Source organism: Sphingopyxis sp. EU05-FHT14B03 (assembly GCF_058790875.1).
The window spans coordinates 1,442,761-1,469,586 of sequence record NZ_JBYTDC010000002.1 but is presented as its reverse complement, the minus strand read 5'-3'; the positions used below and the strand labels follow the sequence as shown (position 1 = coordinate 1,469,586).

Here is a 26,826-nt window from a genome sequence, read left to right as displayed (position 1 = left end):
TTTCGTCAAACCGGCACGGTGCTGGGACAAGTGGCGCCTAGAAGGGTGTCATCGAGAGCCGGCCTCCTTCGGCTCCGCGACCCGAGGAGTTCGTTACGTGAGAAAGAAATTCACCCTTTTGACGCTGGGCGCCGCGCTGATCGCCGTGCCCGTTCTTGCCGCTCCGGGCATCGGCGCCAAGGCCGACGGCAATGCCACCGTGACCCGCGCCGAAGCGCAGGCCCGCGCAACCGAGATGTTCGCCAAGATGGATGCGAACAAGGACGGTAAGCTCGACGCCGCTGACCGCGCCGCAAAGCGCGCCGAAATGCAGGCGGCCGCCTTCGCCCGCTTCGACGCCAACAAGGATGGCAATATCAGCAAGGCCGAATGGGATCAGGCATCGGCCGACCGCGCCGCCAAGCGTGCCGAACGTGGCGAGAAGCGCGCCGAGGCCGGCGAACCCGGCAAGCGCGATGGTCACCGCATGGGCGGGCATCACGGCAAGCGTGGCGGCCATCATGGCGGTCCCGGTGGTCGCGGCGGCATGATGATGAAGGCCGACACCAATGGCGACAAGGCGATCAGCCAGGCCGAATTCCAGACCGCCGCGCTCGCCCGCTTCGACGCCGCCGACGCGAACAAGGACGGTCAGGTGACCGCCGAGGAACGCCAGGCACAGCGCGCCGCATGGAAGGCCAAGCGCGCCGCTCCGCCGGCGGCTCCCGCCGCCCAATAATCGGCAGCGGACCGGCGGCAACGGCAGGCTCTTCCCCCTCCCTGGCATTGCCTTTGCCGCTGGTCCCTGCCAGCTATCGCCCACCGGTCCCCCGACCGGTGGGCGAACCATTTGCAGGATCGATTTCGATGAGTGACAGCGACGCGCCGCGCATCCTGCTGATCGACGACGAACCGTCGATCCGCGAGCCGCTGACCGAATATCTGACCGCGCAGGGTTTTGCCGTTACCGACGCCGCCAATGCCGCCGAGGCGCGATCGGTGCTGCGCGCGAAGAGCATCGACCTCGTCGTCAGCGACATCATGATGCCGGGCGAGGACGGGCTGTCGCTGACCCGCCATCTGCGCGAGACGAGCAGCATTCCCGTCATCCTGCTGACCGCGCGCGCCGAGGATACCGAACGGATCATCGGCCTCGAGATCGGCGCCGACGATTATGTCGTCAAACCCTTCAACCCGCGCGAACTGGTCGCGCGCATCCGCACCGTGCTGCGCCGGACGCAGGCGGGCGGACGCACGCTCGACCCCGGCGGCACCGCCTTCGCTTTTGGTCCGTGGGTGCTGCGCGAAGTCGAACGCGTGCTGGTCGACGAGGCGGGCGAAGAGGTCGCGCTGTCGTCGGGCGAATATCACCTGCTCCACGCGCTGGTGCGGCATCCGCGGCAGGTAATGAGCCGCGACCGGCTGCTCGACCTCGTGCGCGGTCGCGAGGCCGATATCTTCGACCGCGCGATCGACAATCTGATCAGCCGGTTGCGCAAGAAGATCGAGGCGGACCCCGCCCATCCGCAGCTGGTCAAGACCGTGTGGGGCGGCGGCTATACGCTCGCCTGCGAGGTCAAGCGACTGGGCGGCGCGGCGTGACATTGCGGCTGTGGCCCCGCAGCCTCGTCGGCCAGATGGTGTTCGCGGTCGCGGTGGCGCTGTTTGTCGCGCAGGCGATCAATTTCACGCTTCTCGCGCGCGGGCAGCGACAACAGGTCTATGCCAATGGCGGCGGCATGGCGGTGGCGCGCATCATCGACGCGCTCGAACGCGACCGCCGCGGCGCGATGGCCGATCCCGACGAAGGCCCGCCCGGCCGGTCCCCTGAAAAGCGCCATCCGCGGCTGCAGGTCCGCGATACGCCATTCGCGCCGCCGCCGCGCGCGCGCGTCGACGCTGACCTCGCGGCGCATGTCGCGGCTCAACTGGATGAGGCGGGTCTCGACGCCGAACAGGTTCACGCCTGGGTGCTGCCGGAACGGCACAAGACCGAAAAGATGCGCGGTCCCGCGCGCACCGCGATCGTCTCGGCCAAGATCGGCGGGCGTTATGTCGTGGTGCGCAGCTGGCTTCCCGCCGAGGGCAAAAGGCTGCAGGGCTTCCTGATCTGGCAGACGCTGTTGCTCTATGTGCTGATCCTCGTTCCCATATTGCTGATCGCGTGGCGTGCGGCGTGGCCGCTGCGCACACTGACGCAGGCGGTGCGGCGCGACCCGATGGGCGATGGTCCGCCGCTGATCGAGCAGGGGCCGTCGGACGTGCGCGACGTGATCGGCGCCTTCAACGCCTCGCGGGCGCGGATCGGGACGATGCTCGCCGACAAGGACCGGATGCTCGGCGCGGTCGGGCACGACCTGCGCACCCCGCTCGCCAGCCTGCGCGTGCGGGTGGAGGCGGTCGCGGACGAAAAACTGCGCGACAAGATGATCGCGACGATCGACGAAATGACCGCGATGCTCGCCGATATCCTCGCGGTCGCGCGCAGCGGCGCGGGCAAGGAGGCGGCGGAGCTCTACGATGTCGCGACCCTGCTCGCGCAGATGGGTGAGGAATATCGCGTGATGGGCAAGCCGGTGACGGGCCCCGATGCGCTGCCGCCACTGCCGCCACTGAGCGGCCGGCCGCTGCTGGTGCGGCGCGCGCTGCGCAACCTGATCGACAATGCGCTCGCTTATGCGGGCAGCGCGACCCTGCTGGTCGAGCAAAGCGGCGGCGAACTGCGGCTGGTCGTGCGCGACGAGGGTCCGGGCATCGCCCCGGCGCTGATCGCCGACCTCGTCGAACCCTTTGCGCGCGGCGAGGCGTCGCGTAATCGCGCGACGGGAGGCGCGGGGCTGGGCCTCGCGATCGCCAACGCGCTGGCCGAAGGCGAGGGCGGGCGGCTGGTGATCGCCAACCGCGACGATACGTCGGGGCTGGACGCGGCGATCGTGCTGCCGGTTTAACCGTCGCCCCCGCGCAGGCGGGGGCCGCAGTCCGCCTGGAGCAGCGACCGAGGGCATAAAACGACGGCGGCCCCCGCCTGCGCGGGGGCGACGTTCGTTATGCGTAGATCGCGATCCCCTGGCTGCCGCTCATCACCGGTTCGCCGGCGCGGTTCCAGATCATCATGTCCTGCACCGAAAAGCCACCGCGCGCGAAGCCGGTCTTTGCCGACAGCAGCCACCAGCCGTCGTCGGTTTCGGGCTTGCCGGTCAGCATGTTGACCGTCCAGTTCATCGAACTGATCGGTCCGAACTCGGTGAACAAGGCCATCGCGGCGGGGGGCAGGGCGTCGCCCATCGCGAGCAGCGCGACCGCGGGATGGCACTCCGGTTCTTCGACGAAGCGCACCCAGGTCAGATAATCGCCGACGTCGCTTTTCCAGTCGAAGCGCGGGCCGGTCGTCGGGCGCATGTCGAAATGGCGCACGAAGCTGGGGCGCGCCTTGTGGTCGGGGACCGGCTGCAGGCTCTCGGGGGCTGGCGCGTCGGGCATCGTCAGGCTGTTATGGTCGAGATGGCTTGGCCGGTCGCCTGAGAAAGCGAAGGTCGCGGCGGTGCCGAAGCCCATGTCGCTCGACACCCCGGCGTCGACGAACAGCGAGGATTTCGACTGGCGCAGCAATCGGGTATCGACGGTGCAATCGCCGCCGACCGGGCCGACGAAACTGATCTGCGCATAACGCAGCGGGGTTTCGGTCGGGTACAGCGCCATCGCGCCCGCAAGCGCAACCGCCGAGCTGATCCCGCCATAGGCGGTGCGGCCCTGCATCCAGCCATCGTCGATATGCGCTCTGGCCACGCCCTCTTCGGTGCGCAGCGTCGAAAGCAGCGCGTCGAGCGCGCTGGGAGAGGTCGTCATCCTGGTCTTATTCCTCGATCTGGAAGGTCAGTCCGGCGTTGGCGGTAAGCCGGTCGATCAGCGCCTCGCCGAGCAAGGCCCCGGGGGTCCACACCCCGCCGTCGCCCTTGTTGGCGAGCAACGCCATGCCGGTTTCGGCAAGCATCTTCGACGTCGAGCCGTAACCGGGATCGCGGTCGCCCTGCACGCTGGCCCGGATGCTGGTGCCGTCGGGATATTCGCCAACGAACAATATGTCGTAGAAACCATTCTCGCGCTCGTCCTTGCTTGGCCCTTCGCCGGGCTTGAGCTTGGATTCGCCAAACGGGTTCGCCTTGGCGATCGCCTCGGCCATCGCTTTTCCGGCATCGCCGATCGTCGTCATCATCATCTCGTCATAGACGAGGTCGGCGCCCCATTTATGGCCGAGCAGGAAATTGGTGCGGTGGACATTCTTGGTGTTGATCGTCGCCATCACGAAGGGCGCGGTCCAGGTGCCGGTCGCGCCGTCATACTCCGGAATCAATCCACTCGGCTGCGACGGCCCCTCGAAACCGGGTGTGAGCGCGAAGGAGGATTTGAGCAGCAGGGCGAGCGACGGCCTTTTCGCGATCGCCTTCAGCGTTTCGGTCAGGCTGGCGATCGTGCCGCCCGACGCGCCGCCCGCCATCTTGCGGACGCGGCCCTTGACTCGCGGGGCGGGTTGGCCGTGGCGCTTCACCGCTTCGGCCTGCAGGAACAGCACGCCGAGGTCGAAAGGAATGCTATCGAAACCGCAGCTGAAGGTGATGCGCGCGCCCGACGCCTTGGCGGCGTCCTGATGCGCGTCGATCATCTCGCGCATCCAGCCGGGTTCGCCGCACAAATCGGCATAGGCGGTGCCCGCCTTGACGCACGCCGCGACGACGTCGCTCCCGTAAAGCTGGTACGGGCCAACCGTGGTCAGCACGACCGACGCTCGCGCCGCCATCGCGTCGAGGCTGGCGAGGTCGTCCGCGTCGGCAACGACCAGCGGTGTGTCCTTGGGCGCGCCGATCAGGTCGCGGACCTCGGCCAGCTTGTCGGCGCTGCGCCCCGCCATCGCCCATTTGGGGGCATCGGCGCGGCCGCCATAATGCTGCACCAGATATTCGGCGACGAGGCGGCCGGTAAAGCCGGTCGCGCCATAGACGATGATGTCGAACTCGCGTCCGCTGGCCATGGCAAACCTCCCTTTACGTAAACGTTAAGTGGAAGCTAGCGCAGGCCGACCGCCTTGCCAAGCGCGAAGCGGGTCAGCGCCGCCAGAACGGGCGCTTCTCCACGACCACCGGGGCGCCGACGGCTTCGGCGCGGCCCTCGGCGCGCGCGGCGCGCAATTCGGCTTCGGTCAGGCGCGCTTCGGCATTGTGGCGCGCGAGTTCGTCGCGGCGGCGCTGGCGCAGCGCGTCATAGCTCCAACGCGTATGGCCATAACCGAACAGGCAGAGCAGCCCGCCCGCGATCGCCAGATTCTTCATTGCCGCCATCGCCTGCATCGGATCGGTGAATTCGCGGTGGAAAAAGAGGATGGTGAGCAGCACGAAACCCGCGAGCAGGATCGAAACCAGCCGCGTCGCGATGCCGAGCGCGATGCAAACGCCCGCGACCAGTTCGAACAGGCCGGTCGGGATCGCGAGGCCGCCGGGCAGGCCTGCGGCCGAAATCATGGCGTTGGTATCGGCGACGTGGATCAGCTTGTTGATCCCCGACACAACGAAAATCACGGCGATGAACAGGCGGCCGATAAAGACGGCGATCATGGACATGGGTCATCCTCCACTCAGCGCCCCGTCCGCTTGTGCAGACAGGACGCGCGGGAGGCGGGGAGGTTCCGCCGCGAGGGCGGGAGGCTCAGCTCAGGTCGTAGATGATGTCGTCGACATCGCCGTTCCGCTCTCCGCTTCCCCCTCGGGTGCGGCGCGCGGGCACAATGCCGCGCAGGCGCGGCACCGACCAGTCCTTGCGGGCGTCGCCCGCTTCATCGGCATCGTGAACAACCTGATCGATCATGTCGTGACCCCCCTCCAGGACAAGACCGAATATGCGAGAAAGCCCGGATAGGGTCAAGAAGCGCCCGATTGCTGGCGATTGACCGTCAAGTCCCTGATTTCGCAATCATCGCAGGCGACAGCGCGCAGCGTGAGGGCGCTGGCGCCGCGCGGAAGCGCGATATCGGACAGCGTGACCGCCTGCCAGTCGGTGCTTGGGGTGAGGGTGGCTTCGCGGTCGCCGAGCGCGATGCGCCCGCCCTTCGCCGAGCGCGCGCGGATCGTCACGCTGCCGCGTCCGGCGGCGGCCGCGTCGAGGCTGTAGCGCATCCATTCGCCGGTGACGAAGTCGCCGACATAGGGGCTGCCGTCGGCGTCGCGCGCGATGTCCACGCCATCGTTGCGATAGGTTGTGCCATTGTTCCAGGGGGTGCGTTCGCCGCCGGTCGCGACATGATAATTGGCATCGACGCTGTCGCGATAGGCGACGCTCGCCGGACCCAGGTCATAATCGACCGCACGGATGGTGAGCGGCGTGTCGTCCAGCCGACGCGCGGTGAAGGGCCGGGCGCCGGCATCGTGCGGCTGGCGGATCATCGCGTCGATGACATCGGGATGCAGGATATTGTTTTCGAAGCGCGTGTTTGCGGCAAGCCGCATCATCGCGGCAAACGCCTCGTCGGCGTCGGGCTTCGGGCCCTTGCCGGTCGCCCATGCAGTGATCTTCATCCAGCCGTCGCCGGCGACGATCTCGAGCGGCTGGTTGAAGCCGATCTTCTTGAGCGGCCAGAAATTCCAGCCAATGCCTTCGCCCTCGACGAGGCGGATCGCGTCGCGAAACCAGACATTGCTGTTCTCGCCCGACTCGCCGAGCCACACCGGCCTGCCATAGCTCTCACGCAGCTTGACGATGTCGGCTATGCTCGCGGCGTCGTTGCGGTTCCAATATTTGTGAAAGCTCAGCACCATATTGGCGTCCCATGCCGCGGGCACACCCTTGTAGTTGTTCCCCCAGCAATTGCCCTCGACGATCACGATGTGCTTCCGGTCGACGCCGCGGATCGCGGCGGTGATCCGCTGCTGCAGGTCCCACACCGCCTTGTTTTCGGTCTCGTCGCAGCCATTGCCTTTACCCGGCGTCGCGAAGCTCCAGTTCGGCTCGTTGATCAGGTCGTAGCCGCCGATCCATGGCTCGTCCTTGTAGCGCTCCGCGAGCCGGGTCCACAGCGCCACCGTCTTGCGCTGGTTCTCTTCGCCCTCCCAAAGCGAAGGCTTCGCCGGATCGCGGTCGGAAATGGCGAGGTCATTGCCTTGCCCGCCGGGTGCGGCGTGAAGATCGAGGATCAGGTAGATCCGGTTCGCCTTGCTCCAAGCGAGCAGGCGGTCGATGCGCTCGAAGCCCTCTTCGTGCCAGCTGTCATGGCCGGCGCGCGGTTCCTGGTCGGCGGGCAGGGTGAGCTGATCGAAATGGATCGGCAGCCGCACCGAGTTGAAGCCCCATTTGGCCATCTGCGCGATGTCGGCTTCGGTCGTGTGGTTGTCGAGCCAGGCGCGGTAGAATTCCGCCGTCCGCTCCTCGCCGACCAGTTCGGCCAGCTTGGCGCGAATCCTGTGCTGCTGCCCGACTTCGCCGAGCTTCAGCATATAGCCTTCCCGCAGCATCCAGCCGCCGAGTCCCATGCCGCGCAGGATGACGGGCTGGCGGCTGTCATCGACGATCTGCGTGCCCTCGACCCTCAGATAGCCTTCGGCCTTCGCCGCAGAGGGTGGAAACAGCGCCGCAATCGCCAGCGCGGCCGACCAGAATTTCATGATGGCATCCCCATTTATGATTTATGAGAACGTTATCAATTTTGACGCACAGGGCAAGCATTCAACGTCGTCATTGCGAGGAGCCGAAGGCGACGCGGCAATCCAGGGTGGCGTACGCCACTCTGGATTGCTTCGCTTCGCTCGCAATGACGACGGTTTGGGACCCGGCCTACAGCTTGGGCAGCGTGACGCCCTTTTGCCCCATATATTTGCCCGCGCGGTCGGCGTAGCTGATCTCGCACGGTTCATTGCCCTGCAGGAACAGGAACTGGCACGCGCCCTCATTGGCATAGATTTTCGCGGGCAGGGGGGTGGTGTTCGAAAACTCGAGCGTCACATGGCCTTCCCAGCCGGGCTCGAGCGGGGTGACGTTGACGATGATGCCGCAGCGCGCATAGGTCGACTTGCCGAGGCAGATCACCAGCACGTCGCGCGGAATGCGGAAATATTCGACCGTGCGCGCGAGCGCGAAGCTGTTCGGCGGGATGATGCAGACGTCGGTTTCGCGGTCGACGAAATTCTTGGGGTCGAAATCCTTGGGGTCGACGATCGTGCTGTCGACATTGGTGAAGATCTTGAACTCGGGCGCGACGCGCGCGTCATAGCCGTAGGACGAGAGGCCGTAACTGATGCACCCGTCGCGGCGCTGCGCCTCGACGAACGGTTCGATCATGCCCTGCGTTTGGGCGGCTTCGCGAATCCAGCGGTCGGAAAGAATGGCCATGCCGCCGTCATGTCGGCGCGGGCGGATTCGCGCAAGCGGTCAGTCGCGAACGAAGCCGAGATCCTTGGGGCCGAAACTGTGCGGCAGCAATTCGCTGAGCCTGTAGCTCGCGACGGTCGAACCGTCGCCCGACGCGCAATGGACGGCGATGTCGGTTTGCGACTGTTCGGCGGCCTCGTTTAGGATTTGGCGGCAGCGTCCGCACGGATGCACCGGATCGCTGCCGAGCAGCGCGTCGCCATCGGGTCGCCCGCCGATGATCGCGACCGCGACCAGCTCGCCGATCCAGCCCTCGTTGGCGATCTTGGCGATCGCCGACGTCTCGGCGCAGAGCGTCAGGCCATAGCTCGCGTTCTCGATATTGGCGCCGGTCACCACGCTGCCGTCCTTGAGCAGCAGCGCGGCGCCGACATGAAAGCCGGAGTAAGGAGCATAGGCCCGGCTCGCGGCATCGCGCGCGGCGTCGATCAGCGCCTCGATCGTCTCGTCGCTCATTGGATATCTCCGTCGGGGCGCACGACGTTCCAGCCGACGGTGCCGTCGGCGCCCGCAATGCGCATATAGTCGTTCGCCTGCCACATCGCCCAGGGATGCGCGCCATAATCGGGCGCGAAGAAGTCGCGGCGCAGCCAGGCGGTGCGCGCGATGCCGCTGGTGACGCGGTAATCGGCCTCGAAGGCGGGGCTGGGCGCGACGAGGCTCGGCTTGCCCATATGCGCCTCGATCTGCGCGAGGAAGGTCGCGAGTTCGCTCAGCAGCAGCGCGCGGGTCGGCCGGTCGGGGCAGCGGTCGTCATAGTCGAGCCATACCGCCGCCGGCAGCGCGTCGGCGCGGCGCGGGACATGGCGGATGAAATTCGCCGCCTGATCGGTCGCGAGGCGACAGAGGTCGTAGCGATGGATCGGGCCGAACTGTACCCCCGCCGCCGCCGCGCCCTTGATGTTGCGCGCGAACATCGGGTCGGCGCGGTCGGCGCCGCCCGTCGCGGCGATATAGGCGAAATCGGCGCCGGCGGCCTTGATCGACCCCCACTGGACCGAACCGTTCGATGCGTCGATCGTCACCCCCTGCCAGGGATATTGGTCGCGCGCCGGCGCCCAGCGCGCAGCCCACCACAAGGCGAGACCGACGCCGAGCAGGATCAGCAGCAGCGCCGCGCCGGTGCGCTTCAGCAGGCGCAGCAGCGCGCCGCGCCAGTCGGGCTTCGGCCTGGCTGGACCTTTCCCGCCGCTCTTGATCGCCCTCGTCGCCATCGTCAGCCCTTGATATGCAGCACGCAGATCAGCGTGAACAGCCGCCGTGCGGTGTCGAAATCGACCGCGATCTTGCCGTCGAGCCGGTCCATCAGCATTTCGGCGGCCTCATTATGCAGCCCGCGCCGCGCCATGTCGACGGTCTCGATCTGCTGCGCGGTCGAGGTCTTGATCGCCTGATAGTAGGAATCGCAAATCGCGAAATAGTCGCGGATCGGGCGGCGAAAACGCCCGAGGCCGAGGATGATCGCCTCGAGCGGCGAATGGTCCTCGCGCGCGATTTCGAAGATCAGCCGGCCTTCCTCGACGCGCAGGGTCAGCCGGTACGGGCCGGCATAGCCGTCGGCGTGGCCGCGCTGGGGCACGAACTTATTGTCCTCGATCAGGTCGAAGATCGCGACGCGCCGCTCCTGCTCGACGTCGGCGTTGCGCCAGACGATCGAACCTTCGTCGAGCTCGATCGAGATGATGCGCTGTTGGGAAGGGTCGGCGTCGGTCATGCTGTCGGTGCTTCTACTTGGCCGGGCATGAAGGGCAAGAGGACATCCGCGATGCGCTCCACATCCCCGTTCGTGTCGAGCGAAGTCGAGACACCCATAAGGAGCGCGTGCCTTCACGTGTCTCGACTTCGCTCGACACAAACGGGAGGGGGTTTCCAGACTTATCCCCAAGGCGCCCCACAGCTCTGTCGAAGGGCAAAGCAAGACCGGTTGCGCCCGCCGCGTGTCGGTAGCATGGTGACCTCATGCCAGAGTTAGCCCTGTTTCCCACCCCGTCCCCGACCGGGGACGACCGCCAATTGCCGCGCAATATTGAAGCGGAAGCCGCCTTTCTGGGTGCGATCCTGATCGACAACCGAGTCGTCGAGGACCTGCCCGTCGCGCTGACCCCCGACCATTTCTTCGAACCGCTGCACGGGCGCATCTTCCAGCACACGATGGCGCTGATCGAGCGCAACAGCATCGCGACCCCGGTGACGCTGAAGCCCTTTTTCGAGGCTGATGAGGCGATGAAGGCGGTCGGTGGTCCCGGCTATCTGGCGCAGCTTACCGGCAGCGGCGCCGGGCTGATCGGCGCGCGCGACTTCGCCCGGCAGATTTTCGACCTCGCGCTGCTCCGCGAACTCGTCGGCGTCGGCCGCGTGCTCGTAGATAACGCGCTCGACACCAGCGAGCGTGTCGATCCGCAGTCGCAGATCGAGGAGGCCGAAACCGCGCTTTACCGCGTCGCGGGCGGCGAGGCCGAGATGGGAACGGTCAAGAGCTTCAGCCAGGCGAGTCTCGTCGCGCTGCAGGCGGCCGAACGCGCGCTCAATTCGGGTGGTCACCTGTCGGGGATCACCACCGGCATCGGTAGCATGAACGCCAAGATCGGCGGCATGCACAACAGCGATCTGATGATCCTCGCCGGACGTCCGGGCATGGGCAAGACCTCGCTCGCGACCAACATCGCCTATAACGCCGCCGAACGCTTTCGCCGCGACGAGGAGGACGGCATTCCGCCCGAGAAGAATATGGGCGCGAAAGTGGCCTTCTTCAGCCTCGAAATGTCCGCCGACCAGCTCGCGACGCGCGTGCTTGCCGAACAGTCGGGGGTGTCGGGCGAGGCGCTGCGCATGGGCAAGATCAGTAAGGATCAGTTTCAGCAGCTCAGCCGCGCGGCGCAGACGCTGCAGACGCTGCCTTTGTTCATCGACGACACGCCCGGCCTGACCATCGCCGGCCTGCGCACCCGCGCGCGCCGCCTGCAGCGCCGCCACGGCATCGGTTTCATCATCGTCGACTATCTGCAGCTGTTGCAGGGATCGTCGAAAAGCGGCGACAATCGCGTCCAGGAAATTTCGGAAATTTCTCGCGGTCTCAAGACCTTGGCAAAGGAGCTTCATGTTCCCGTGATGGCGTTGTCGCAGCTCAGCCGTCAGGTCGAAAGCCGCGAGGACAAGCGCCCGCAGCTGTCCGACCTTCGCGAATCGGGCTCGATCGAACAGGACGCCGACATGGTGCTCTTCGTGTTCCGCGAGGATTATTATGTCGCCGCGAAAGAACCCAAGCGCCCGGTCGAGGGCGACGACGTCAAAATCCATGCTCAGCATGAGGAATGGGCGGCGGAAATGGAGCGCGTCTTCGGCCTCGCCGAAGTCATCGTCGCCAAATCGCGTCACGGCTCGACCGGCAAGATCCGCATGCACTTCGAGGCGAAGACGACCAAGTTCAGCGACCTGGCCGACGACGGGCAGGCGTATGACGATTATGAGTGAGGGCCACTAAACCACCGTCATCCCAGCGAAAGCTGGGATCGCTGGCGTTCTCAAATCATCGCGACCGACAAATCGGACCAGTCGGCATTACTCGCTTCAATCAGCTCGATTTTCCACTGGCGTTGCCATGCTTTCATCGCTTTTTCGCGCGCGATCGCTTCGCCAATGGTCGAAAACTCCTCGACCAGCACCAATCGCGTCAGTCCATATTTGCGGCAAAAGGCCGAGCCCTGCCCCGTTTTATGCTGGTAGATGCGAGCCGGCAGGTCGGCGGTTACGCCGATGTATAGAACGCCGGCTGGCTTGTTGGTCATGATATATACCCAGCCGCGCTTGCTCATGCCGGCAGGCTAGCATCAGGACGCCAGCGATCCCAGCTTTCGCCGGGGTGACGGATACCTCAAAACGCCGGGTCGTTCGCCGGATCGTCGTCGATCGGCGACACCACCTCGTGGATGCCGCATTCGGTCTTGTCCCAGCCGCGCCAGCGGCCCGAGCGCGGGTCTTCGCCCGGCAGGACCTTCGACGTGCACGGCGAGCAGCCGATCGACGGATAGCCCTCGGCTTCGAGCGGGTGGCGTGGCAGGTCGTGCGCTTCGAAATAGGCGTCGAGGTCGGCGCGCGTCCAGTTGGCGAGCGGGTTGAACTTCAGGCGGCCGGTCGACCCATCGAGTTCGAATCGCGGCAGGCCGGTGCGCGTCGAGGACTGGAACCCCTTGCGCCCGGTGATCGAGGCGTCGAAATTGGTCATCGCCTTTTCGAGCGGTTTGACCTTGCGGATTTCGCAGCAACCGTCGGGGTCGTAGGACCAGCGCAATTCGGTCGCGTCCTTCGCCGTCAGGTCCGCGGCATCCGGGGTCAGGTTGACGATATTGAGGCCCAGCCGCGCCGCGAGTTCGTCGCGGTACGCCCGCGTTTCGGGGAAATGCTTGCCGGTGTCGAGGAACAGCACCGGCATGTCGGGCGCGGCGCGGCTCACGAGGTGGAGCAGCACCGCGCTTTCGGCGCCGAAGCTCGACACGATCGCGGTTTCGCCGAGCAGTCCGGCACCGATCACGCTGGTCACCACCTCGGCGGCGTCCTGGCCGCGGAAGAGGTTGTTCAGGCGGATGACGTCGGCCTGCGTGAAACGCGGCGCCACGTCGATCCGGTCGCGGGAGCGGTCGTCCGGAGAATTCCTCACCTCAGCCATGCCTCAGCTTCCAGATCGGCACCGCGCCGTCGGCGGCGCCCTGATAATGTTCGGGCCAGCGCGCCAGCGCCGCTTCGACATCGGCGGGGTTGAGGTCTTTTTCGGCGGCGAAGCTGTCGAAACCGCAGCGCTTCATATAGGCGATCTGGTCGACCAGCACGTCGCCCTGCGCGCGCAGTTCGCCGACATAGCCCGCCTCGCGCAGGATGCGCGCCGACGAATAGCCGCGGCCGTCGCGGAATTTCGGGAAGGCGACCTCGATCAGCGCCAGCCGGTCGAGATGCGGGATCAGCGCGCGCGCATCCTCGTCGGGTTCGAGCCGCACCGCGGTCGCGTTCGACTGCGACAGAAAGGCGTCGAGAGTGACGGCGGGTTCTTCGCCGTCGGCGTGCACATGCTCAACCATAGATCGCCTCCTTGAACGGGGCCATGCCGATACGGCGATAGGTGTCGACGAAGCGCTCGCCTTCGGCCCGTTCGGCCAGATATTTGTCGGTGACGCGTTCGACCGCGTCGACGATGCCGTCCTCATCGAAACCGGGGCCGGTGATCGTGCCGAGGCTGACGTCCTCCGCGCCCGATCCGCCGAGCGACAACTGGTAATTTTCGGTGCCCTTGCGGTCGACCCCCAGGATGCCGATGTGGCCGGCGTGGTGGTGGCCACAGGCGTTGATGCAGCCCGAAATCTTAAGCTTGAGCTCGCCGAGTTCCTTCTGACGGCCAAGGTCCGAAAAGCGCGTCGCGATCTTCTGCGCGACCGGAATCGAGCGCGCGTTGGCGAGGCTGCAATAGTCGAGACCGGGGCAGGCGATGATGTCGCTGATCAGGTCGAGGTTCGGCGTCGCCAGCCCTGCGGCGTCGAGCGCCTGCCAGATCGCGTGGAGGTCGGCCTTGCGGACGTGCGGCAGCACGATGTTCTGCGCATGGGTGACGCGCAGTTCGTCGTGGCTGTACTTTTCGGCCAGGTCGGCCATCAGGTCGATCTGCGCCGAAGACGCGTCGCCCGGGATGCCGCCGACGGGCTTCAGGCTGATGTTGACGATCGCATGACCCGGCACCTTGTGTGCGGCGACATTCTGGTCGACCCACACGGCGAAATCGGGATCGCTGCGGTCGATCGCGTCGGGCGCCGCAGCATCGAGCGGCGGCGGGGCGAATTGCGCGGCGATGCGGTCGAACTCGGCCTTGGGCGGGTCGATGCCCAGCGCCTTCACATGGACGAATTCTGCCTCGACCTGACGGCGATATTCATCGGCGCCCAACTCGTGGATCAGGATTTTGATCCGCGCCTTGTAGATATTGTCGCGGCGACCATAGCGGTTGTACACGCGCAGGCACGCCTCGGCATAGCTCAGCATGTCGTCGAGCGGCACGAAATCCTTGATCAGCGGCGCGATCATCGGGGTGCGGCCCATGCCGCCGCCCACGTAAAACGCCGCGCCGTGAACCCCGTCCTTCTCGACGATCTGGATGCCGATGTCGTGGAGGCGCATCGCGGCGCGATCCTCGTCGGCGGCGATCACTGCGATCTTGAACTTGCGCGGCAAATAGCTGAATTCGGGGTGGAAGCTCGACCATTGGCGGAGCAGCTCGGCCCAGGGCCGCGGATCGGTGATCTCGTCGGCGGCGGCGCCCGCCCATTGGTCCGAGCTGATATTGCGGATGCAATTGCCGCTCGTCTGGATTGCATGCATCTCGACCGACGCGAGATCTTCGAGAATCGCGGGCGCGTCCTCCAGCTTGATCCAGTTATACTGGATATTCTGGCGCGTGGTGAAATGGCCGTAATCGCGGTCATATTTGCGCGCGATATGCGCGAGCATGCGCATCTGGCGGCTGTCAAGCGTGCCATAGGGCACTGCGACGCGCAGCATATAGGCGTGGAGCTGGAGATAGAGCCCGTTCATCAGCCGCAGCGGCTTGAACTGGTCTTCGGTGATTTCGCCGGCGAGGCGGCGGCGCACCTGATCCGAAAACTCGGCGACGCGGGCGGCGACCATCGCATGGTCATATTCGTCATATTTATACATGTCAGATCACCCAGTCGCCGGCCGCGGGATCGGCGGGTTTCAGTGTCAGGTCGGGGCGCACGGTGGGGCCGAGCGCGCGGATGCGGTCCTTGATATGCGCAGGGCGCGGGCCTTCGGCGGTCGCTTCGCCGTTGATGATATAGGGCGCGTTGACGCGGCGGGCGCCTTCCTCGGCGGCGAGGGTCGCTTCGCCATGTTCGCCGACATCGGCGGCGTCCTCGATGTGCAGCGACCAGTCGCTGCCGGTCCACCAGGTCACGAACCCGGTCTTCAAATCATTGCCCGTGAGCAGTTTCATGCGAAATTTCCTGTTAAAGCGGCGACGCCGGGCGCGCCGAGGCAGTCGAGCGCGTCGGCGCGCGCCGCGACCTTGCCGACGATGATGAGCGCGGGGCTGGCGACCTCCTCGCGCGCGACGAGGTCGCCGAGGTCGGTGAGCAGGGTACGCAGCACGCGCGCGTCGGCGGTGGTGCCGCGCTCGATCACCGCGACGGGCAGGCCCGGCGAAACACCATCGGCGATCAGCTTGTCGGCGATCGCGCTGGCGGTCGCGAGGCCCATGTAGATGACGAGGGTGCGGCCATGCCCGGCAAGTCCCGACCAGTCCTGATCACTGAGGTCCTTGCACTGGCCCGCGACGAAGCTGACCGCGCTCGCATCGTCGCGATGGGTGAGCGGAAGGCCGGCCTGCGCGGCGCAGCCAGCCGCGGCGGTGATGCCTGGCACGACTTCGCAGGCGACCCCGGCTTCGCGTGCCGCGTCGAGTTCCTCGCCGCCGCGCCCGAAGATGAACGGATCGCCGCCTTTCAGCCGCACGACCTGTTTGCCGGCCAGCGTCTCGCGAACGAGCAGGTCGTTGATCAGTTCCTGCTTCATCGTGTGGCGGCTGCGCTGCTTGGCGACGCTGATCCGCTCGACATGCGGCGGGATAAGCGCGAGCACTCCGTCGCCGACCAGCCCGTCATGGACGACCAGGTCGGCGCTTTCGAGCAACCGCGCGGCGCGCAGCGTCAGCAGGTCGGGATCGCCGGGACCGGCGCCGACGAGCCAAAGCTTGCCAACAGGAGGGGGAGTCTTTTCCATAAAGCGTAGATGGGCCGCGACCGCCCGCTTGGCAAAGCAGCCTTTATTGACGGCGATGAAGGTAAAATTGACCCCGCTTCCCAGCCCTTCGTCATTGCGAGCGTAGCGAAGCAATCCAGAGCGGTTTACGCCTGCTCTGGATTGCTTCGCTACGCTCGCAATGACGCGCTTTCAGAGATATTTCTTGGTCACCAGCTGCGATTCCTCGGGATCGCGCAGCCCGACGCCGATCGAGGCGCGCACCGCGTCGCTTTCGCTGCTCGCGACCGGATAGGCGCAATAGTCCGCGGCATAAAAAGCGCTCGGCCGATGGTTGCCCGACAGGCCGATGCCGCCGAAGGGCGCCGCCGACGACGCGCCATTGGTCGGGCGGTTCCAGTTGATCACCCCGGCCCGCGCGTTCGCCCAGAACTGGTCGTACAGCTGCGGCGAGCCGCCGATCAGCGCTGCCGACAGGCCGAAGGCGGTGTTGTTCGCCTCGGCGATCGCGGCTTCGAAACTGTCGACGCGGACGACTTGCAGCAGGGGGCCAAACAATTCGATGTCGGGTCGCTCGGGCATGTCGGTGACGTCGATGATACCCGGGGTCAGGAAGGGACGGCCCTGCACCGGGCGGGTCATGTGGCGGATCACCTTGCCGCCGTTCGACATCAGGATCAGGAAGCTCTCGGTCAGGCCGTCGGCGGCCTCATTGTCGATCACCGGCCCCATATAGGGCGGCGGGGTGGCGAAGGGTTCGTTGACGATCAGCCGCCCGGTCAGCTTGCGCACCTCCTCGACCAACCGCTCGGCCATGCTGTCCTTGACGATCAGGCGGCGCGCGTTGGTGCAACGCTGCCCGGCGCTGAAGAACGCCGATTGCACCACGAGGATCGCGGCGGTGTGCAGGTCGGGGGTGTCCCAGACCACGACCGGATTGTTGCCGCCCATTTCGAGCGCGAGGATCTTGTCAGGGCGGTTGGCGAACTGGCGGTTGAGCGCGAGCCCGGTGCGAGCCGACCCGGTGAACAACAGCCCGTCGATGCCCGCATGGCCGGCGAGCGCCTTGCCCTCGTCGGGGCCGCCGATGACGAGGCGCAGCACCTCTTTCGGGACGCCGGCGCTGTGGAACAGGTCGACGAGCATCGCGCCGGTCGCGGGCGTTTTCTCGGACGGCTTGAAGACGATCGAATTGCCCGCGATCAGCGCCGGGACGATATGGCCGTTGGGCAGGTGCGCGGGGAAATTATAGGGGCCGAGCACCGCGAGCAGCCCGTGCGGTTTGTGGCGTACCGCGTTGCGCAGCCCCATCGCACCCTCGATGCGGCGGTTCGGGGTGCGCTCGGCATAGGCGTTGATCGAAATATTGACCTTGTTCGCGACCGATTCCACCTCGGTGCGCGCTTCCCAGAGCGGCTTGCCGGTTTCGCGCGAGATCAAAGTCGCCAGCGTCTCGGCCTCGGCCTTCACCCGGTCGGCGAAGCGGCGCAGCGTTTCGGTGCGGAAGGTGAGGGGCTTTGCCGCCCATTCGGGCCAGGCGCGGCGGCCGATTTCGACCTCATGATCGACGTCGCTGATTGCGCGGCGCCAGATTTCGTCGCCGGTCGCCGGTTCGTGGCTGACGAGCTCCGCCGTCATGACGTCATGCACCGCGCCCGGCGGTCTTTGCGGGGATGGACGAGGGTGATGTCGGGAAGCGGTCGCTGCATTGCCCCAACCTCTTATCGGTGAAAACTTGGGGCGGCAAGCCGAGGACCAAGCATCGCTTGCGCGGCCGCGCCGGGTTGGCGATAGATGGCGCGAATCCGCGGGCGCGCGGCAGGCGAAGAAGGGAAGCCGGTATTTCGGTCAAGCAGGATATTCGCGGTGACGGGCGCCGCGACTGGTCGGACCATTATTGGTGGTCGCTCGACGGGGTGCGGCTGCACGCGCGTGTCTATGCCGGCCCCGCCGACGCGGCGGACGCGCCGCCGATCCTGTGCCTGCCCGGCCTGGCCCGCAACGCCCGCGATTTCGAACAGCTCGCACCGCATCTGGCGCAATATCGCCGCGTCGTTGCCGTCGAGTTTCGCGGCCGGGGCGAGAGCGCCTATGCCAAGGATCCGATGACCTATGTCCCGCTGACCTATGTCCAGGACGTCATCGCGCTGCTCGATGACATGAAGGTCGATCGTTTTGCGACCGTCGGGACCTCACTCGGTGGGCTCGTCTCGATGCTGCTCGCGGCGACCCAGCCGGGACGGCTGGTCGGCGCCGTCCTCAATGACGTCGGCCCCGAACTCGAACTCGCGGGGCTCGAACGCATTCGCGACTATATCGGGTCCGGCGGCAGCCAGCCGACGTGGATCCACGCGGCGCGGGCGGTGAGCGAACTCAACGGCGCGGTTTACCCCGGTTACGAAATCCACGACTGGTTGCGGCTGACCAAGCGCACCCACCGGCTGACCGCCGAGGGCCGGATCGTCACCGATTACGACAAGCAGATCGCGGCGCCGCTGCGCGTGCCGAACGGCGGCGATGCCGGGATCGACCTGTGGCCCGCCTATCGCGCGCTCGACGGGATTCCGCTGCTCGTGCTGCGCGGCGAACTGTCCGATATCCTCGCGCGCGGCGCGGCCGAGAAGATGGCGGCCGAACTGCCGCGGGCGCGGCTGGCCGAGGTGCCGGGGGTCGGCCATGCGCCGACAATGGACGAGGCCGAGGCGGTCGCCGCGATCGACGGCTGGCTGGCGGAATTGTCCGCGACGTGATCGACGACGGGCGTCCGGTTCGCATCCTCCATTTGCATTCGAGCTTTTCGCTCGGCGGCAAAGAGGCGCGCGCGACGCGGTTGATGAATGTGATGGGCGGCCGGGCGCGGCACAGCATATTGTCGGCGGTGCCCGACGCGCTCGGCGCGCGCGCGGCGATCGATCAGGGCATCGATGTCGAATTTCCGGGCGACGCCGCACCGGCGCTGCACGGCAAACCCGGTCTGGCGCGCTATCGGGCGCTGGCACGATATATGGCGGGGTTCGACCTGCTGCTCAGTTACAATTGGGGCGCGATGGACGGGGTGATGGCGCACCGATTGTTCGCATCGCGTCGCCGATTGCCGCCGTTGATCCATCACGAGGATGGCTTCAACGAGGACGAGACCGTCCGGCGCAACTGGAAGCGCAACGGCTTCCGCCGCCTCGCGCTGCCGACGGCGGAGGCGCTCGTCGTGCCGTCGCGGCTGCTCGAACGGATCGCTGCCGCCGAATGGGGCGCCGCGCGGCGCACGCAGCTGATCCGCAACGGCATCGACGTCGCCGCCTATGCCGGCGGGCCGGACGTTCCGATCCCTGGCTTCGAACGCCGCCCCGGCGAGGTGGTGATCGGCACCGTCGCGGGATTGCGCAAGGTCAAGGACCTGCCGCGCCTCGTCCGCGCGGTCGCGCCGCTGCCCGCGAACGTCCGCCTCGTCATCGTCGGCGAGGGGCCCGAGCGCAATGCGATCCGCGCCGAAGCCGCGGCGTGCGGCATGGCCGACCGACTGGTCATGCCGGGGTTCATGGCGCAGCCGGCGCGCTGGATCGGTCATTTCGACTTGCTCGCGCTGTCGTCGCTCAGCGAACAGGCGCCGATCGCGGTGATCGAGGCGATAGCGGCGGGTCTGCCGGTCGCCAGTCTGGCCGTCGGCGACGTGGTCGAAATGGTTTCCGCCGAAAACCGTGGCTTCATCGCCGATGACGAAACGGGATTCCGCGCGGCGCTTGCCGATTTGGCTGACGACCCGGCGCTGCGCGCGATGGTTGGGGCCGCAAACCGCCGTGTCGCGGTCGAACGCTTCGATGAAACTATCATGGTCGCCGCCTATGAAAACCTCTATGGTCGTGCGCTGGAAGGCCGCCGCCTCTTCTCCGGGGATTAGGGGCAGCGTCCATTGACTTTCATCGCCGCCTTCCGCTTACGGAAGCGGCAAAGGAGGCCTGGTCGCGACGCGCAGCCGGGCGGAGAGAAAGAGGTTTTTGTGTTCAAAGGTTTGAAGCCCATCCTTTATGGCGGTCGCGAAGTCTGGCCGTTGGTCGAGGGCGGCAAGGGCGTGTCGGCGACCAACCATATGTCGAGCGGCGCCTGGGCTGCGGCGGGCGGCATCGGCACCGTGTCGGCGGTCAACGCCGACAGCTATGACGCCGAGGGCAAGATCGTCCCGCAAGTCTATAACGCCCTGACCCGCAGGGAACGCCACGAAGAGCTGATCCAGTACGGCATCGAAGGCGCCGTCGCACAGGTCGAACGCGCTTATGAAGTGTCGGGCGGCAAGGGCGCGATCAACATCAACGTGCTCTGGGAAATGGGCGGCGCGCAGCAGATCCTCGAAGGCGTGCTGGCACGCACCAAGGGTATGATCGCCGGTGTCACCTGCGGCGCGGGCATGCCGTACAAGCTCAGCGAAATCGCCGAGCGCCACAATGTCATGTACCTCCCGATCATCAGTTCGGCGCGCGCCTTTCGCGCGCTGTGGAAGCGCGCCTATCACAAGGTCCCGCACCTGCTCGGCGCGGTGGTCTATGAAGATCCCTGGCTCGCCGGCGGCCACAACGGCCTGTCGAACGCCGAAGACCCGCTGGTGCCGCAGGATCCCTATCCGCGCGTCGCCGCGGTGCGCGAAACGATGCGCGCCGAGGGGATCGCCGACAGCGTGCCGATTGTGATGGCCGGCGGCGTCTGGTATCTGCGCGACTGGGAAAACTGGATCGACAACCCGGAATTGGGCCAGATCGTCTTCCAGTACGGCACCCGCCCGCTGCTGACCGAGGAAAGCCCGATCCCGCAGGCGTGGAAGGATCGCCTCCGCACCCTCGACGACGGCGACGTGCTGCTCCACCGCTTCTCGCCGACCGGTTTCTATTCGAGCGCGGTGCGCACGCCGTTCCTGCGCGACCTCGAGGCGCGCTCGGAACGCCAGATTCCTTACTCGAAGCAGGAAGCGGGCGACCATATCGTCCAGCTCGACGTCGGGGTGAAGGGCAAGAATTTCTGGGTCACCCCCCACGACCGCGCCCGCGCCCGCGACTGGGCGGCCGAGGGCTATACCGATGCGTTGAAAACCCCCGACAACACCGTGGTGTTCGTGACGCCCGAGGACAAGGCGATCATCCGCAAGGACCAGACCGACTGCATGGGATGCCTGTCGCATTGCGGTTTTTCGTCGTGGAAGGACCATGACGACTATACCACCGGCTACCTCGCCGACCCGCGCAGCTTCTGCATCCAGAAAACGCTGCAGGACATCGCGCACGGCGGCGACCCCGAACAGAATCTGATGTTCGCGGGCCACGCCGCGTTCAACTTCAAGACCGACCCCTTTTATTCGAACAACTTTACCCCGACGGTGAAGCAGCTCGTCGATCGGATTTTGACGGGGGACTAAGACGGCGTTGGGGGGCGGGGTGGACACAATCGACTGGGCGCGCCGGATGGCGCGCATGCCCAATGAGGATTTGATCGCGATCGCCTCGTCGGGGGAGGCCGATGGCTATCATCGGTCGGCAATCGAAGCGGCAACCGCGGAACTGGAAAAGCGTGCGCCCGAGCAAAGCGTGATTGCGCAGATCGAGCAGCAGGTAGTGGAAGATCGCGAATATGAGGCGGCCAAAGCCACCGCGCCCCTCAGCAACGCTGGCTGGGTTGCATGCGTCATTTTTGGGATCGCGATTTTCTGGACGGTCATCGCCGCGTGGATGTTCCATCATCGCGGTTATCATCTCAAGGCGAAACAGATGCTGTGGGCGATCCCCATGTCATACGCCCTGTGGTGGGCGTCATTCGCTCTATTGACCTATTTTTTCACGTAACGGGGCGCCGTCAGGCCCACCCCTCCAGCACCTGATCGGGCGGGCGATGCCCGTCGCTCCACGCGCGGATATTTGCGATGACCTTTTCGCCCGAGGCCTCGCGTCCCTCGATCGTCGCCGAGCCGAGGTGCGGCAGCAGCACGACATTGTCGAGCGTGAGCAGCGCCGGGTCGACCGCGGGTTCGTGCGTATAGACGTCGAGTCCCGCACCTGCGATGCGCCCGGTCTTCAGCGCCGCGACCAGCGCGCTCTCGTCGACGATCTCGCCGCGCGCGGTGTTGATCAGGTAAGCGGTCGGCTTCATCGACGCGATGCGCGCGGCGTTGACCAGTTCGTGCGTCTCGTTCGTGTGCGGGCAATGGACCGTCACCACGTCGCTGATCCGCAGCAGCGTGTCGACGCTGGCATGGTAGCTCGCGCCCAATTCCTCCTCGATCGCTTCGGGCAGGCGGCGGCGGTTGTGATAATGGATCGACAGGCCGAAGGCGCGGGCGCGGCGCGCGACCGCGAGGCCGATCCGCCCCATGCCGATGATTCCGAGCAACTTGCCGCCGACGCGGTGGCCGAGCATGCCGCTCGGCGCCCAGCCCTGCCACAGTCCCGATCGCATCAGCTTTTCGCCCTCGGCCAGCCGGCGCGGGACGCTGAGGATCAGCGCCATCGTCATGTCGGCGGTGTCCTCGGTAAACACCCCCGGCGTGTTCGACACCATGATGCCCTTGGCGCGCGCCGCCGACAGGTCGATATGGTCGACCCCGGCGCCGAAATTGGCGATCAGTTTCAGCCGTTCGCCCGCGGCCGTGATCACCTCGGCATCGATTTCGTCGGTCACCGTCGGCACCAGCACGTCGCAATCGGCGACCGCAGCCTTCAGTTCGTCCTTGGTAAAGGCCTGATCCCGCGCCGACAGCGCAACGTCGAACAGTTCGGCCATGCGCGCCTCGACATGCGGCATCAACTGGCGGGTGACGATGACGCGCGGGCGCCGGGGACGGGAAGAATCGGGCATGGCGCCGATAGAGCGCGCGGTGCGGGAACGGTCAAGGGGGCCGCGCGTGTTAGCGCTGTGGGAAAGGCGCGGCCGGGCGGCTGCCGACGGTTGAAAAAGCGCGCCGATTGCAACAAGGGTTAGCCATGACCAGCCAAAAAGTCCTGATGCTTGCACTCTGTTTTGCCGTGATCGCCCCGGCCGCGGCACAATCGGACCCCGAACTTCCCTATTGGGCCTCGATCAGCGTCGATGAAGCGCGGATGCGCAAGGGGCCTTCGCCCGACGTCCCCGTCATCTGGGAATATCGGCGCAAGGATTTGCCGGTCCGGGTCGTCGCCCGGTTCGAAACCTGGCGCAAGATCGAGGATCCCGACGGGACGCAGGGTTGGATGGCGGCGCGGCTGCTCAGCCGCACGCGTACCGCAATCGTCACCGGCGAGGTCCGCCCGATGCGCGAAGCGGCGAGCGTGTCGGCGGCGATTGTCTATCGCGCCGAACCGGGCGTCGTCGGCCGGATCACCGACTGTGCCAATGGCTGGTGCCAGTTCGACGTCAAGGGCCGCCGCGGCTGGATCGAAACCGATCATATCTGGGGCGATTGACGGCGGGTTGAGGGGGTATCCGGAAAATTCGCTCGACACGAACGGAGATGGGATGGTCTCATCGCCATCCCAAAGTCCGCACCGCATCCGATACGCCGCCCCTCAGCTCTTCTTCGGCGTCACCGTCACGACCGTGCCATCGTCGGCGGTCGCGGTGAAGCTGCCGTCGGCGCCCGGCTTGGTCACCGCCCAGCACATGCCCGGCGCGTCGCCTTCGGGGTCGAAGCAATCCTTGCCGTCGTGCGTGGCATACAGGCCCTTGACCTGCTTGCCCTTGGCATCGGTGTCGACATAGCTGCCGTCGGCGTTTATCGTGGTCGTCGCCACCGTGCCGTCGGCCATTTTGACGTCATAGGTTCCGGGCGCGGTTCCCGAGTCGGTCGCGGGCGCGGGCGCCGCGGTTTCGGTCGGCGCGGCGGGGGTTTCCTTTTTCTCTTCAGTCTTTTGCGAACAGGCCGACAGCGCGGCGAGCGCGGCGAGCAGGACAAGCTTCTTCATGACATATTCTCCCCGTGTTGCGGGGCGCAGGCTATGCCTTTCCGCCCGGCGCAACAACGGGAATCGCGAGCGGCGTCGCGCCCGTGAAAAGGGCCGGACGGTTTCCCGTCCGGCCCTCTTCAGCGATCGAGGTCGCTTAGCGCCACTTGAAGTGGTTGCGATAGACCTTCACGACCCGGCCATTGCGCTCGTTGACGAGCAACAGGTCGTTGTAATGGCGGACATAGGTCAGGTTGCGACCGGCGCGCGGCACGCCCCAGCGGCTGTCCCAGGTCGGACGATAGCTGGGCGCATAATAGTTCGAGCGCAGCGTCGAACCGACGCGGAACTGCTGATATTTGAACGGCGCGCGATAGTTGGAATAGCGGTTGTCCTGACGCCAGTCGCGCTTGCTGTTGCGCAGGTCCTGCTTGGCGCCGCGATAGTCCCGGCGTTCCTCGCGGACGTCGTGGCGATTGCCATGACGCTGGGCGTCGCGCAGTTCCTGGCGTTCTTCGCGAACGTCGCGGCGGTCGTTGCGGATTTCGCGGGTCTGCGCCTGTGCGGCGACCGGCATGGTGGCGGGAACCATCATCGCGGCGATCAGGCCGGCGGTGAGAAATTTGCTCTTCATTGTGCCATTCCTTTTTCCGTCAGGGGGAGGGGATCTGCCCGATGACTGATGATGGAATAGGCGAGTCGATTTGAATGGACGCGGAATGCGGCGTTTATTTTCAGGACATTAGTGTCGCAGTTTGTCGCATCGGAACGACGAAAGGGCGCCGTCTTGCGACGACGCCCCGGAACTTTCGTCGAAAAGCCGGTTCAGACCAGTTCGATCGCCACCGCGGTCGCTTCGCCGCCGCCGATGCACAGGCTCGCGATGCCGCGCGTCTTGCCGTGGCGCTGCAGCGCCGCGATCAGCGTGGTGATGATGCGCGTGCCGCTGGCGCCGATCGGGTGGCCCAATGCGGTCGCGCCGCCGTGGATGTTGATCTTCTCGCGCGGGATGCCGAGGTCGTGCATCGCGAACATCGCGACGCAGGCAAAGGCTTCATTGACCTCGAACAGGTCGACGTCGGCGATCGACCAGCCGGTCTTGGCGAGCAGTTTGTTGATCGCACCGACCGGGGCGACGGTGAAGTCCTTCGGTTCCTGCGCGTGCGCGGTATGCGCGACGAGACGCGCGACGGGCTTGGCGCCCTTGGCGTCGGCGACCGACTGGCGCGTCAGCACCACCGCGGCGGCGCCGTCCGAAATCGAGCTGCTGGTCGCGGCGGTGATCGTGCCGTCCTTGGCGAATGCCGGCTTCAGCGTCGGGATCTTGTCGGGCATCGCCTTGCCCGGCGCTTCGTCGGTATCGACGACGACATCGCCCTTGCGGGTGGCGATCGTCACCGGCGCGATTTCGCTGGCGAAGGCGCCGTCGGCGATCGCGGCCTTGGCGCGGCTCAACGATTCCAGCGTATACTCATCCTGCGCCTGGCGGCTGAGCTGATAGGCGTCGGCGGTGTCCTGCGCAAAGGTGCCCATCGCGCGGCCGGCCTCATAGGCGTCTTCCAGCCCGTCGAGGAACATATGGTCATAGGCGGTGTCATGGCCGATGCGCGCGCCCGAGCGATGCTTCTTGAGCAGGTATGGCGCGTTGGTCATCGATTCCATGCCGCCCGCGACGACGAGGTCGATGCTGCCCGCGGCGAGCGCTTCGGCACCCATGATGACGGTCTGCATGCCCGAGCCGCACACCTTGTTGACCGTGGTTGCCTGCACCGACTTGGGCAGGCCGGCCTTGATCGCGGCCTGGCGCGCCGGCGCCTGGCCGAGCCCGGCGGGCAGCACGCAGCCCATATAGATACGCTCGATATCGTCGCCCGACACGCCCGCACGCTCGACCGCCGCCTTGACCGCGGTGGCGCCGAGGTCGGTCGCGCTCGCGTCCGACAATGCGCCCTGCATGCCGCCCATCGGGGTGCGCGCATAGGAGAGGAAGACGACGGGATCGGTGGCGGTCATGGCGAGAGACTCCGTAAGGGAAACTGGATCGGCGCCTATCTAGTGACAATGCTGCATTTGCGAAAGGGGCGAGTCCATTTGGCGCGCGGCAGGCATCATTTCTCTGTAAACGCCTCATCGGGAATCTCGATGCGGATCATCTTCCAACCGAACAGCCCGCGCCGCTCGAACAGAAGGCCGACATCGCGCTTGTCGTCGGCCTTGTCCTTGGGTCTCATTGTGACCCGGAACCGGTCAAGTCCTGAATAAGAGTAGCTTATGTCGGGTTGCGATGCCCCGTCGACCGACTCGTTTTCGTCTGCTTGCTTCTGGACATGTCCACTTTTCGCCAGCCGGGCGATTCCCTCGGGTGTGACGAAGGCGTCCACCATCCCGTTGACCATTGCCGGCATCATCATCATGCCAAGGCCGGCAAACGGATTCTTTGCCATCTCGGGGTCATTCTGCAGCTTGTCGACCAGTGCGCTGGTAAGTTGTGATTTCAGATTTTCGCGCACGACGGGGAAGTCCACGGTTGCTTCCAGAGCATCGACATCACCCGATTTCGCTGCCGCCTGGAAGTTTCGCACGGCCCAATAAGGTGATCCAAAATAGAGTCCGGCAAATAATGTGACGACTATCGCCACGATGATAGCCCATTTCTTACTCATCGTCCGCCCCCTTTTTATGTTCGCTCCATGTCGCCTATCGCCATGGCAACGCTCATTACCTACATATCCTATAGCGCGGCAACGGCCGTCTTCGCCCGCCCTCGTGCGAGCGCCGTCGCTGCCTTCAA

30 protein-coding genes are annotated in these 26,826 nt (G+C 66.0%); 9 read left to right on the top strand and 21 right to left on the bottom strand.

Features of this window, described 5'->3' with window-relative positions; translation table 11 throughout:
• Window positions 1-97: 97 nt before the first annotated feature.
• The 3 genes from AC3WS4_RS16315 to AC3WS4_RS16305 all read left to right on the top strand — a co-directional run bounded on the left by AC3WS4_RS16315 (window position 98) and on the right by AC3WS4_RS16305 (window position 2,927).
• The gene (locus AC3WS4_RS16315; RefSeq protein ID WP_056350546.1) at window positions 98-718 is read left to right on the top strand and encodes an EF-hand domain-containing protein; all 621 of its coding nucleotides are present in this window, start codon (window positions 98-100) and stop codon (window positions 716-718) included.
• Between the two features lie 128 nt (window positions 719-846).
• Window positions 847-1,581: a response regulator gene (locus tag AC3WS4_RS16310; protein WP_056350548.1), complete on the top strand. Its 735-nt coding sequence runs from the start codon at window positions 847-849 to the stop codon at window positions 1,579-1,581.
• Window positions 1,578-2,927, top strand: a complete 1,350-nt coding sequence (locus AC3WS4_RS16305) for an ATP-binding protein (protein ID WP_492739209.1) — start codon at window positions 1,578-1,580, stop codon at window positions 2,925-2,927. The genes AC3WS4_RS16310 and AC3WS4_RS16305 overlap by 4 nt, the downstream gene beginning before the upstream one ends.
• Window positions 2,928-3,024: 97 nt before the next feature.
• Here AC3WS4_RS16305 and AC3WS4_RS16300 read toward each other — a convergent pair whose 3' ends face one another.
• The 9 genes from AC3WS4_RS16300 to AC3WS4_RS16260 all read right to left on the bottom strand — a co-directional run bounded on the left by AC3WS4_RS16300 (window position 3,025) and on the right by AC3WS4_RS16260 (window position 10,102).
• Window positions 3,025-3,825, bottom strand: a complete 801-nt coding sequence (locus AC3WS4_RS16300; protein WP_492739210.1) for an acyl-CoA thioesterase — start codon at window positions 3,823-3,825, stop codon at window positions 3,025-3,027.
• Between the two features lie 7 nt (window positions 3,826-3,832).
• Window positions 3,833-5,005, bottom strand: a complete 1,173-nt coding sequence (locus AC3WS4_RS16295; protein WP_492739211.1) for a saccharopine dehydrogenase family protein — start codon at window positions 5,003-5,005, stop codon at window positions 3,833-3,835.
• 73 nt (window positions 5,006-5,078) lie between these two features.
• Entirely contained in the window at window positions 5,079-5,591 is a 513-nt protein-coding gene (locus AC3WS4_RS16290) for a DoxX family protein (RefSeq protein WP_492739212.1), read from the bottom strand.
• Window positions 5,592-5,676: 85 nt separating this feature from the next.
• Complete coding sequence (locus AC3WS4_RS16285; RefSeq protein WP_492739213.1) at window positions 5,677-5,835, bottom strand: hypothetical protein; 159 nt, start codon at window positions 5,833-5,835, stop codon at window positions 5,677-5,679.
• A 53-nt stretch (window positions 5,836-5,888) separates the two neighbouring features.
• Window positions 5,889-7,625 carry a cellulase family glycosylhydrolase gene (locus AC3WS4_RS16280; protein ID WP_492739214.1) on the bottom strand — a complete coding sequence of 579 codons (1,737 nt, stop codon included), beginning with the start codon at window positions 7,623-7,625 and terminating at the stop codon, window positions 5,889-5,891.
• Between the two features lie 169 nt (window positions 7,626-7,794).
• Window positions 7,795-8,349, bottom strand: a complete 555-nt coding sequence (gene dcd, locus AC3WS4_RS16275; RefSeq protein WP_056350559.1) for a dCTP deaminase — start codon at window positions 8,347-8,349, stop codon at window positions 7,795-7,797.
• Between the two features lie 39 nt (window positions 8,350-8,388).
• Window positions 8,389-8,844: a cytidine deaminase gene (locus AC3WS4_RS16270; protein WP_492739215.1), complete on the bottom strand. Its 456-nt coding sequence runs from the start codon at window positions 8,842-8,844 to the stop codon at window positions 8,389-8,391.
• The gene (locus AC3WS4_RS16265; protein ID WP_492739216.1) at window positions 8,841-9,602 is read right to left on the bottom strand and encodes a glycoside hydrolase family 25 protein; all 762 of its coding nucleotides are present in this window, start codon (window positions 9,600-9,602) and stop codon (window positions 8,841-8,843) included. The genes AC3WS4_RS16270 and AC3WS4_RS16265 overlap by 4 nt, the downstream gene beginning before the upstream one ends.
• A 2-nt stretch (window positions 9,603-9,604) precedes the next feature.
• The gene (locus AC3WS4_RS16260; RefSeq protein WP_056350565.1) at window positions 9,605-10,102 is read right to left on the bottom strand and encodes a UPF0262 family protein; all 498 of its coding nucleotides are present in this window, start codon (window positions 10,100-10,102) and stop codon (window positions 9,605-9,607) included.
• A gap of 245 nt (window positions 10,103-10,347) precedes the next feature.
• On the opposite strand from AC3WS4_RS16260, the gene AC3WS4_RS16255 reads away from it, so the two are divergent.
• Window positions 10,348-11,859 (top strand): replicative DNA helicase, encoded by a 1,512-nt coding sequence (locus AC3WS4_RS16255; RefSeq protein ID WP_492739217.1) that lies wholly within the window; start codon window positions 10,348-10,350, stop codon window positions 11,857-11,859.
• 50 nt (window positions 11,860-11,909) lie between these two features.
• On the opposite strand, the gene AC3WS4_RS16250 is transcribed toward AC3WS4_RS16255, so the two are convergent.
• The 7 genes from AC3WS4_RS16250 to astD form a co-directional block, all read right to left on the bottom strand.
• Window positions 11,910-12,200, bottom strand: a complete 291-nt coding sequence (locus AC3WS4_RS16250; RefSeq protein WP_187141483.1) for a GIY-YIG nuclease family protein — start codon at window positions 12,198-12,200, stop codon at window positions 11,910-11,912.
• 59 nt (window positions 12,201-12,259) lie between these two features.
• Window positions 12,260-13,051: a phosphoadenylyl-sulfate reductase gene (locus tag AC3WS4_RS16245; RefSeq protein WP_492739218.1), complete on the bottom strand. Its 792-nt coding sequence runs from the start codon at window positions 13,049-13,051 to the stop codon at window positions 12,260-12,262.
• A complete protein-coding gene (locus AC3WS4_RS16240; protein WP_056350571.1) occupies window positions 13,044-13,457 on the bottom strand; it encodes a DUF934 domain-containing protein in 414 nt (137 codons plus the stop codon). Before AC3WS4_RS16240 ends, AC3WS4_RS16245 begins: the two co-directional genes overlap by 8 nt.
• Window positions 13,450-15,081 carry a nitrite/sulfite reductase gene (locus AC3WS4_RS16235; RefSeq protein ID WP_492739219.1) on the bottom strand — a complete coding sequence of 544 codons (1,632 nt, stop codon included), beginning with the start codon at window positions 15,079-15,081 and terminating at the stop codon, window positions 13,450-13,452. The genes AC3WS4_RS16240 and AC3WS4_RS16235 overlap by 8 nt, the downstream gene beginning before the upstream one ends.
• A 1-nt stretch (window position 15,082) precedes the next feature.
• Complete coding sequence (locus AC3WS4_RS16230; protein WP_056350575.1) at window positions 15,083-15,379, bottom strand: DUF2849 domain-containing protein; 297 nt, start codon at window positions 15,377-15,379, stop codon at window positions 15,083-15,085.
• The gene (gene cobA, locus AC3WS4_RS16225) at window positions 15,376-16,164 is read right to left on the bottom strand and encodes a uroporphyrinogen-III C-methyltransferase (RefSeq protein ID WP_492739220.1); all 789 of its coding nucleotides are present in this window, start codon (window positions 16,162-16,164) and stop codon (window positions 15,376-15,378) included. Before cobA ends, AC3WS4_RS16230 begins: the two co-directional genes overlap by 4 nt.
• 171 nt (window positions 16,165-16,335) lie before the next feature.
• On the bottom strand, window positions 16,336-17,781 hold the full coding sequence (gene astD / locus AC3WS4_RS16220; protein ID WP_492739221.1) for a succinylglutamate-semialdehyde dehydrogenase: 1,446 nt from the start codon (window positions 17,779-17,781) through the stop codon (window positions 16,336-16,338).
• A 221-nt stretch (window positions 17,782-18,002) separates the two neighbouring features.
• Here astD and AC3WS4_RS16215 point away from each other — a divergent pair, with 221 nt between their 5' ends.
• From AC3WS4_RS16215 to AC3WS4_RS16200, 4 genes are all read left to right on the top strand, one after another.
• Entirely contained in the window at window positions 18,003-18,893 is an 891-nt protein-coding gene (locus AC3WS4_RS16215) for an alpha/beta fold hydrolase (RefSeq protein ID WP_492739765.1), read from the top strand.
• Window positions 18,890-20,038, top strand: a complete 1,149-nt coding sequence (locus tag AC3WS4_RS16210; protein ID WP_492739222.1) for a glycosyltransferase family 4 protein — start codon at window positions 18,890-18,892, stop codon at window positions 20,036-20,038. The genes AC3WS4_RS16215 and AC3WS4_RS16210 overlap by 4 nt, the downstream gene beginning before the upstream one ends.
• A 99-nt stretch (window positions 20,039-20,137) precedes the next feature.
• Window positions 20,138-21,541: an NAD(P)H-dependent flavin oxidoreductase gene (locus tag AC3WS4_RS16205; RefSeq protein ID WP_492739223.1), complete on the top strand. Its 1,404-nt coding sequence runs from the start codon at window positions 20,138-20,140 to the stop codon at window positions 21,539-21,541.
• A gap of 19 nt (window positions 21,542-21,560) precedes the next feature.
• Window positions 21,561-21,965: a hypothetical protein gene (locus tag AC3WS4_RS16200; RefSeq protein ID WP_492739224.1), complete on the top strand. Its 405-nt coding sequence runs from the start codon at window positions 21,561-21,563 to the stop codon at window positions 21,963-21,965.
• A gap of 10 nt (window positions 21,966-21,975) precedes the next feature.
• Here the strand turns inward: AC3WS4_RS16200 and AC3WS4_RS16195 are convergent, their stop codons facing one another.
• Window positions 21,976-22,974: a 2-hydroxyacid dehydrogenase gene (locus AC3WS4_RS16195; RefSeq protein WP_492739225.1), complete on the bottom strand. Its 999-nt coding sequence runs from the start codon at window positions 22,972-22,974 to the stop codon at window positions 21,976-21,978.
• A gap of 125 nt (window positions 22,975-23,099) precedes the next feature.
• On the opposite strand from AC3WS4_RS16195, the gene AC3WS4_RS16190 reads away from it, so the two are divergent.
• On the top strand, window positions 23,100-23,558 hold the full coding sequence (locus AC3WS4_RS16190; protein ID WP_056350584.1) for an SH3 domain-containing protein: 459 nt from the start codon (window positions 23,100-23,102) through the stop codon (window positions 23,556-23,558).
• Window positions 23,559-23,660: 102 nt separating this feature from the next.
• Here the strand turns inward: AC3WS4_RS16190 and AC3WS4_RS16185 are convergent, their stop codons facing one another.
• From AC3WS4_RS16185 to AC3WS4_RS16170, 4 genes are all read right to left on the bottom strand, one after another.
• A complete protein-coding gene (locus AC3WS4_RS16185; protein ID WP_492739226.1) occupies window positions 23,661-24,056 on the bottom strand; it encodes a hypothetical protein in 396 nt (131 codons plus the stop codon).
• Between the two features lie 136 nt (window positions 24,057-24,192).
• Window positions 24,193-24,669, bottom strand: coding sequence for a hypothetical protein (locus AC3WS4_RS16180; protein ID WP_492739227.1), 477 nt, complete (start codon window positions 24,667-24,669; stop codon window positions 24,193-24,195).
• Window positions 24,670-24,860: 191 nt separating this feature from the next.
• Complete coding sequence (locus tag AC3WS4_RS16175) at window positions 24,861-26,048, bottom strand: acetyl-CoA C-acyltransferase (protein ID WP_492739228.1); 1,188 nt, start codon at window positions 26,046-26,048, stop codon at window positions 24,861-24,863.
• 95 nt (window positions 26,049-26,143) lie between these two features.
• Entirely contained in the window at window positions 26,144-26,698 is a 555-nt protein-coding gene (locus tag AC3WS4_RS16170; protein WP_492739229.1) for a DUF2939 domain-containing protein, read from the bottom strand.
• Window positions 26,699-26,826: the final 128 nt, after the last annotated feature.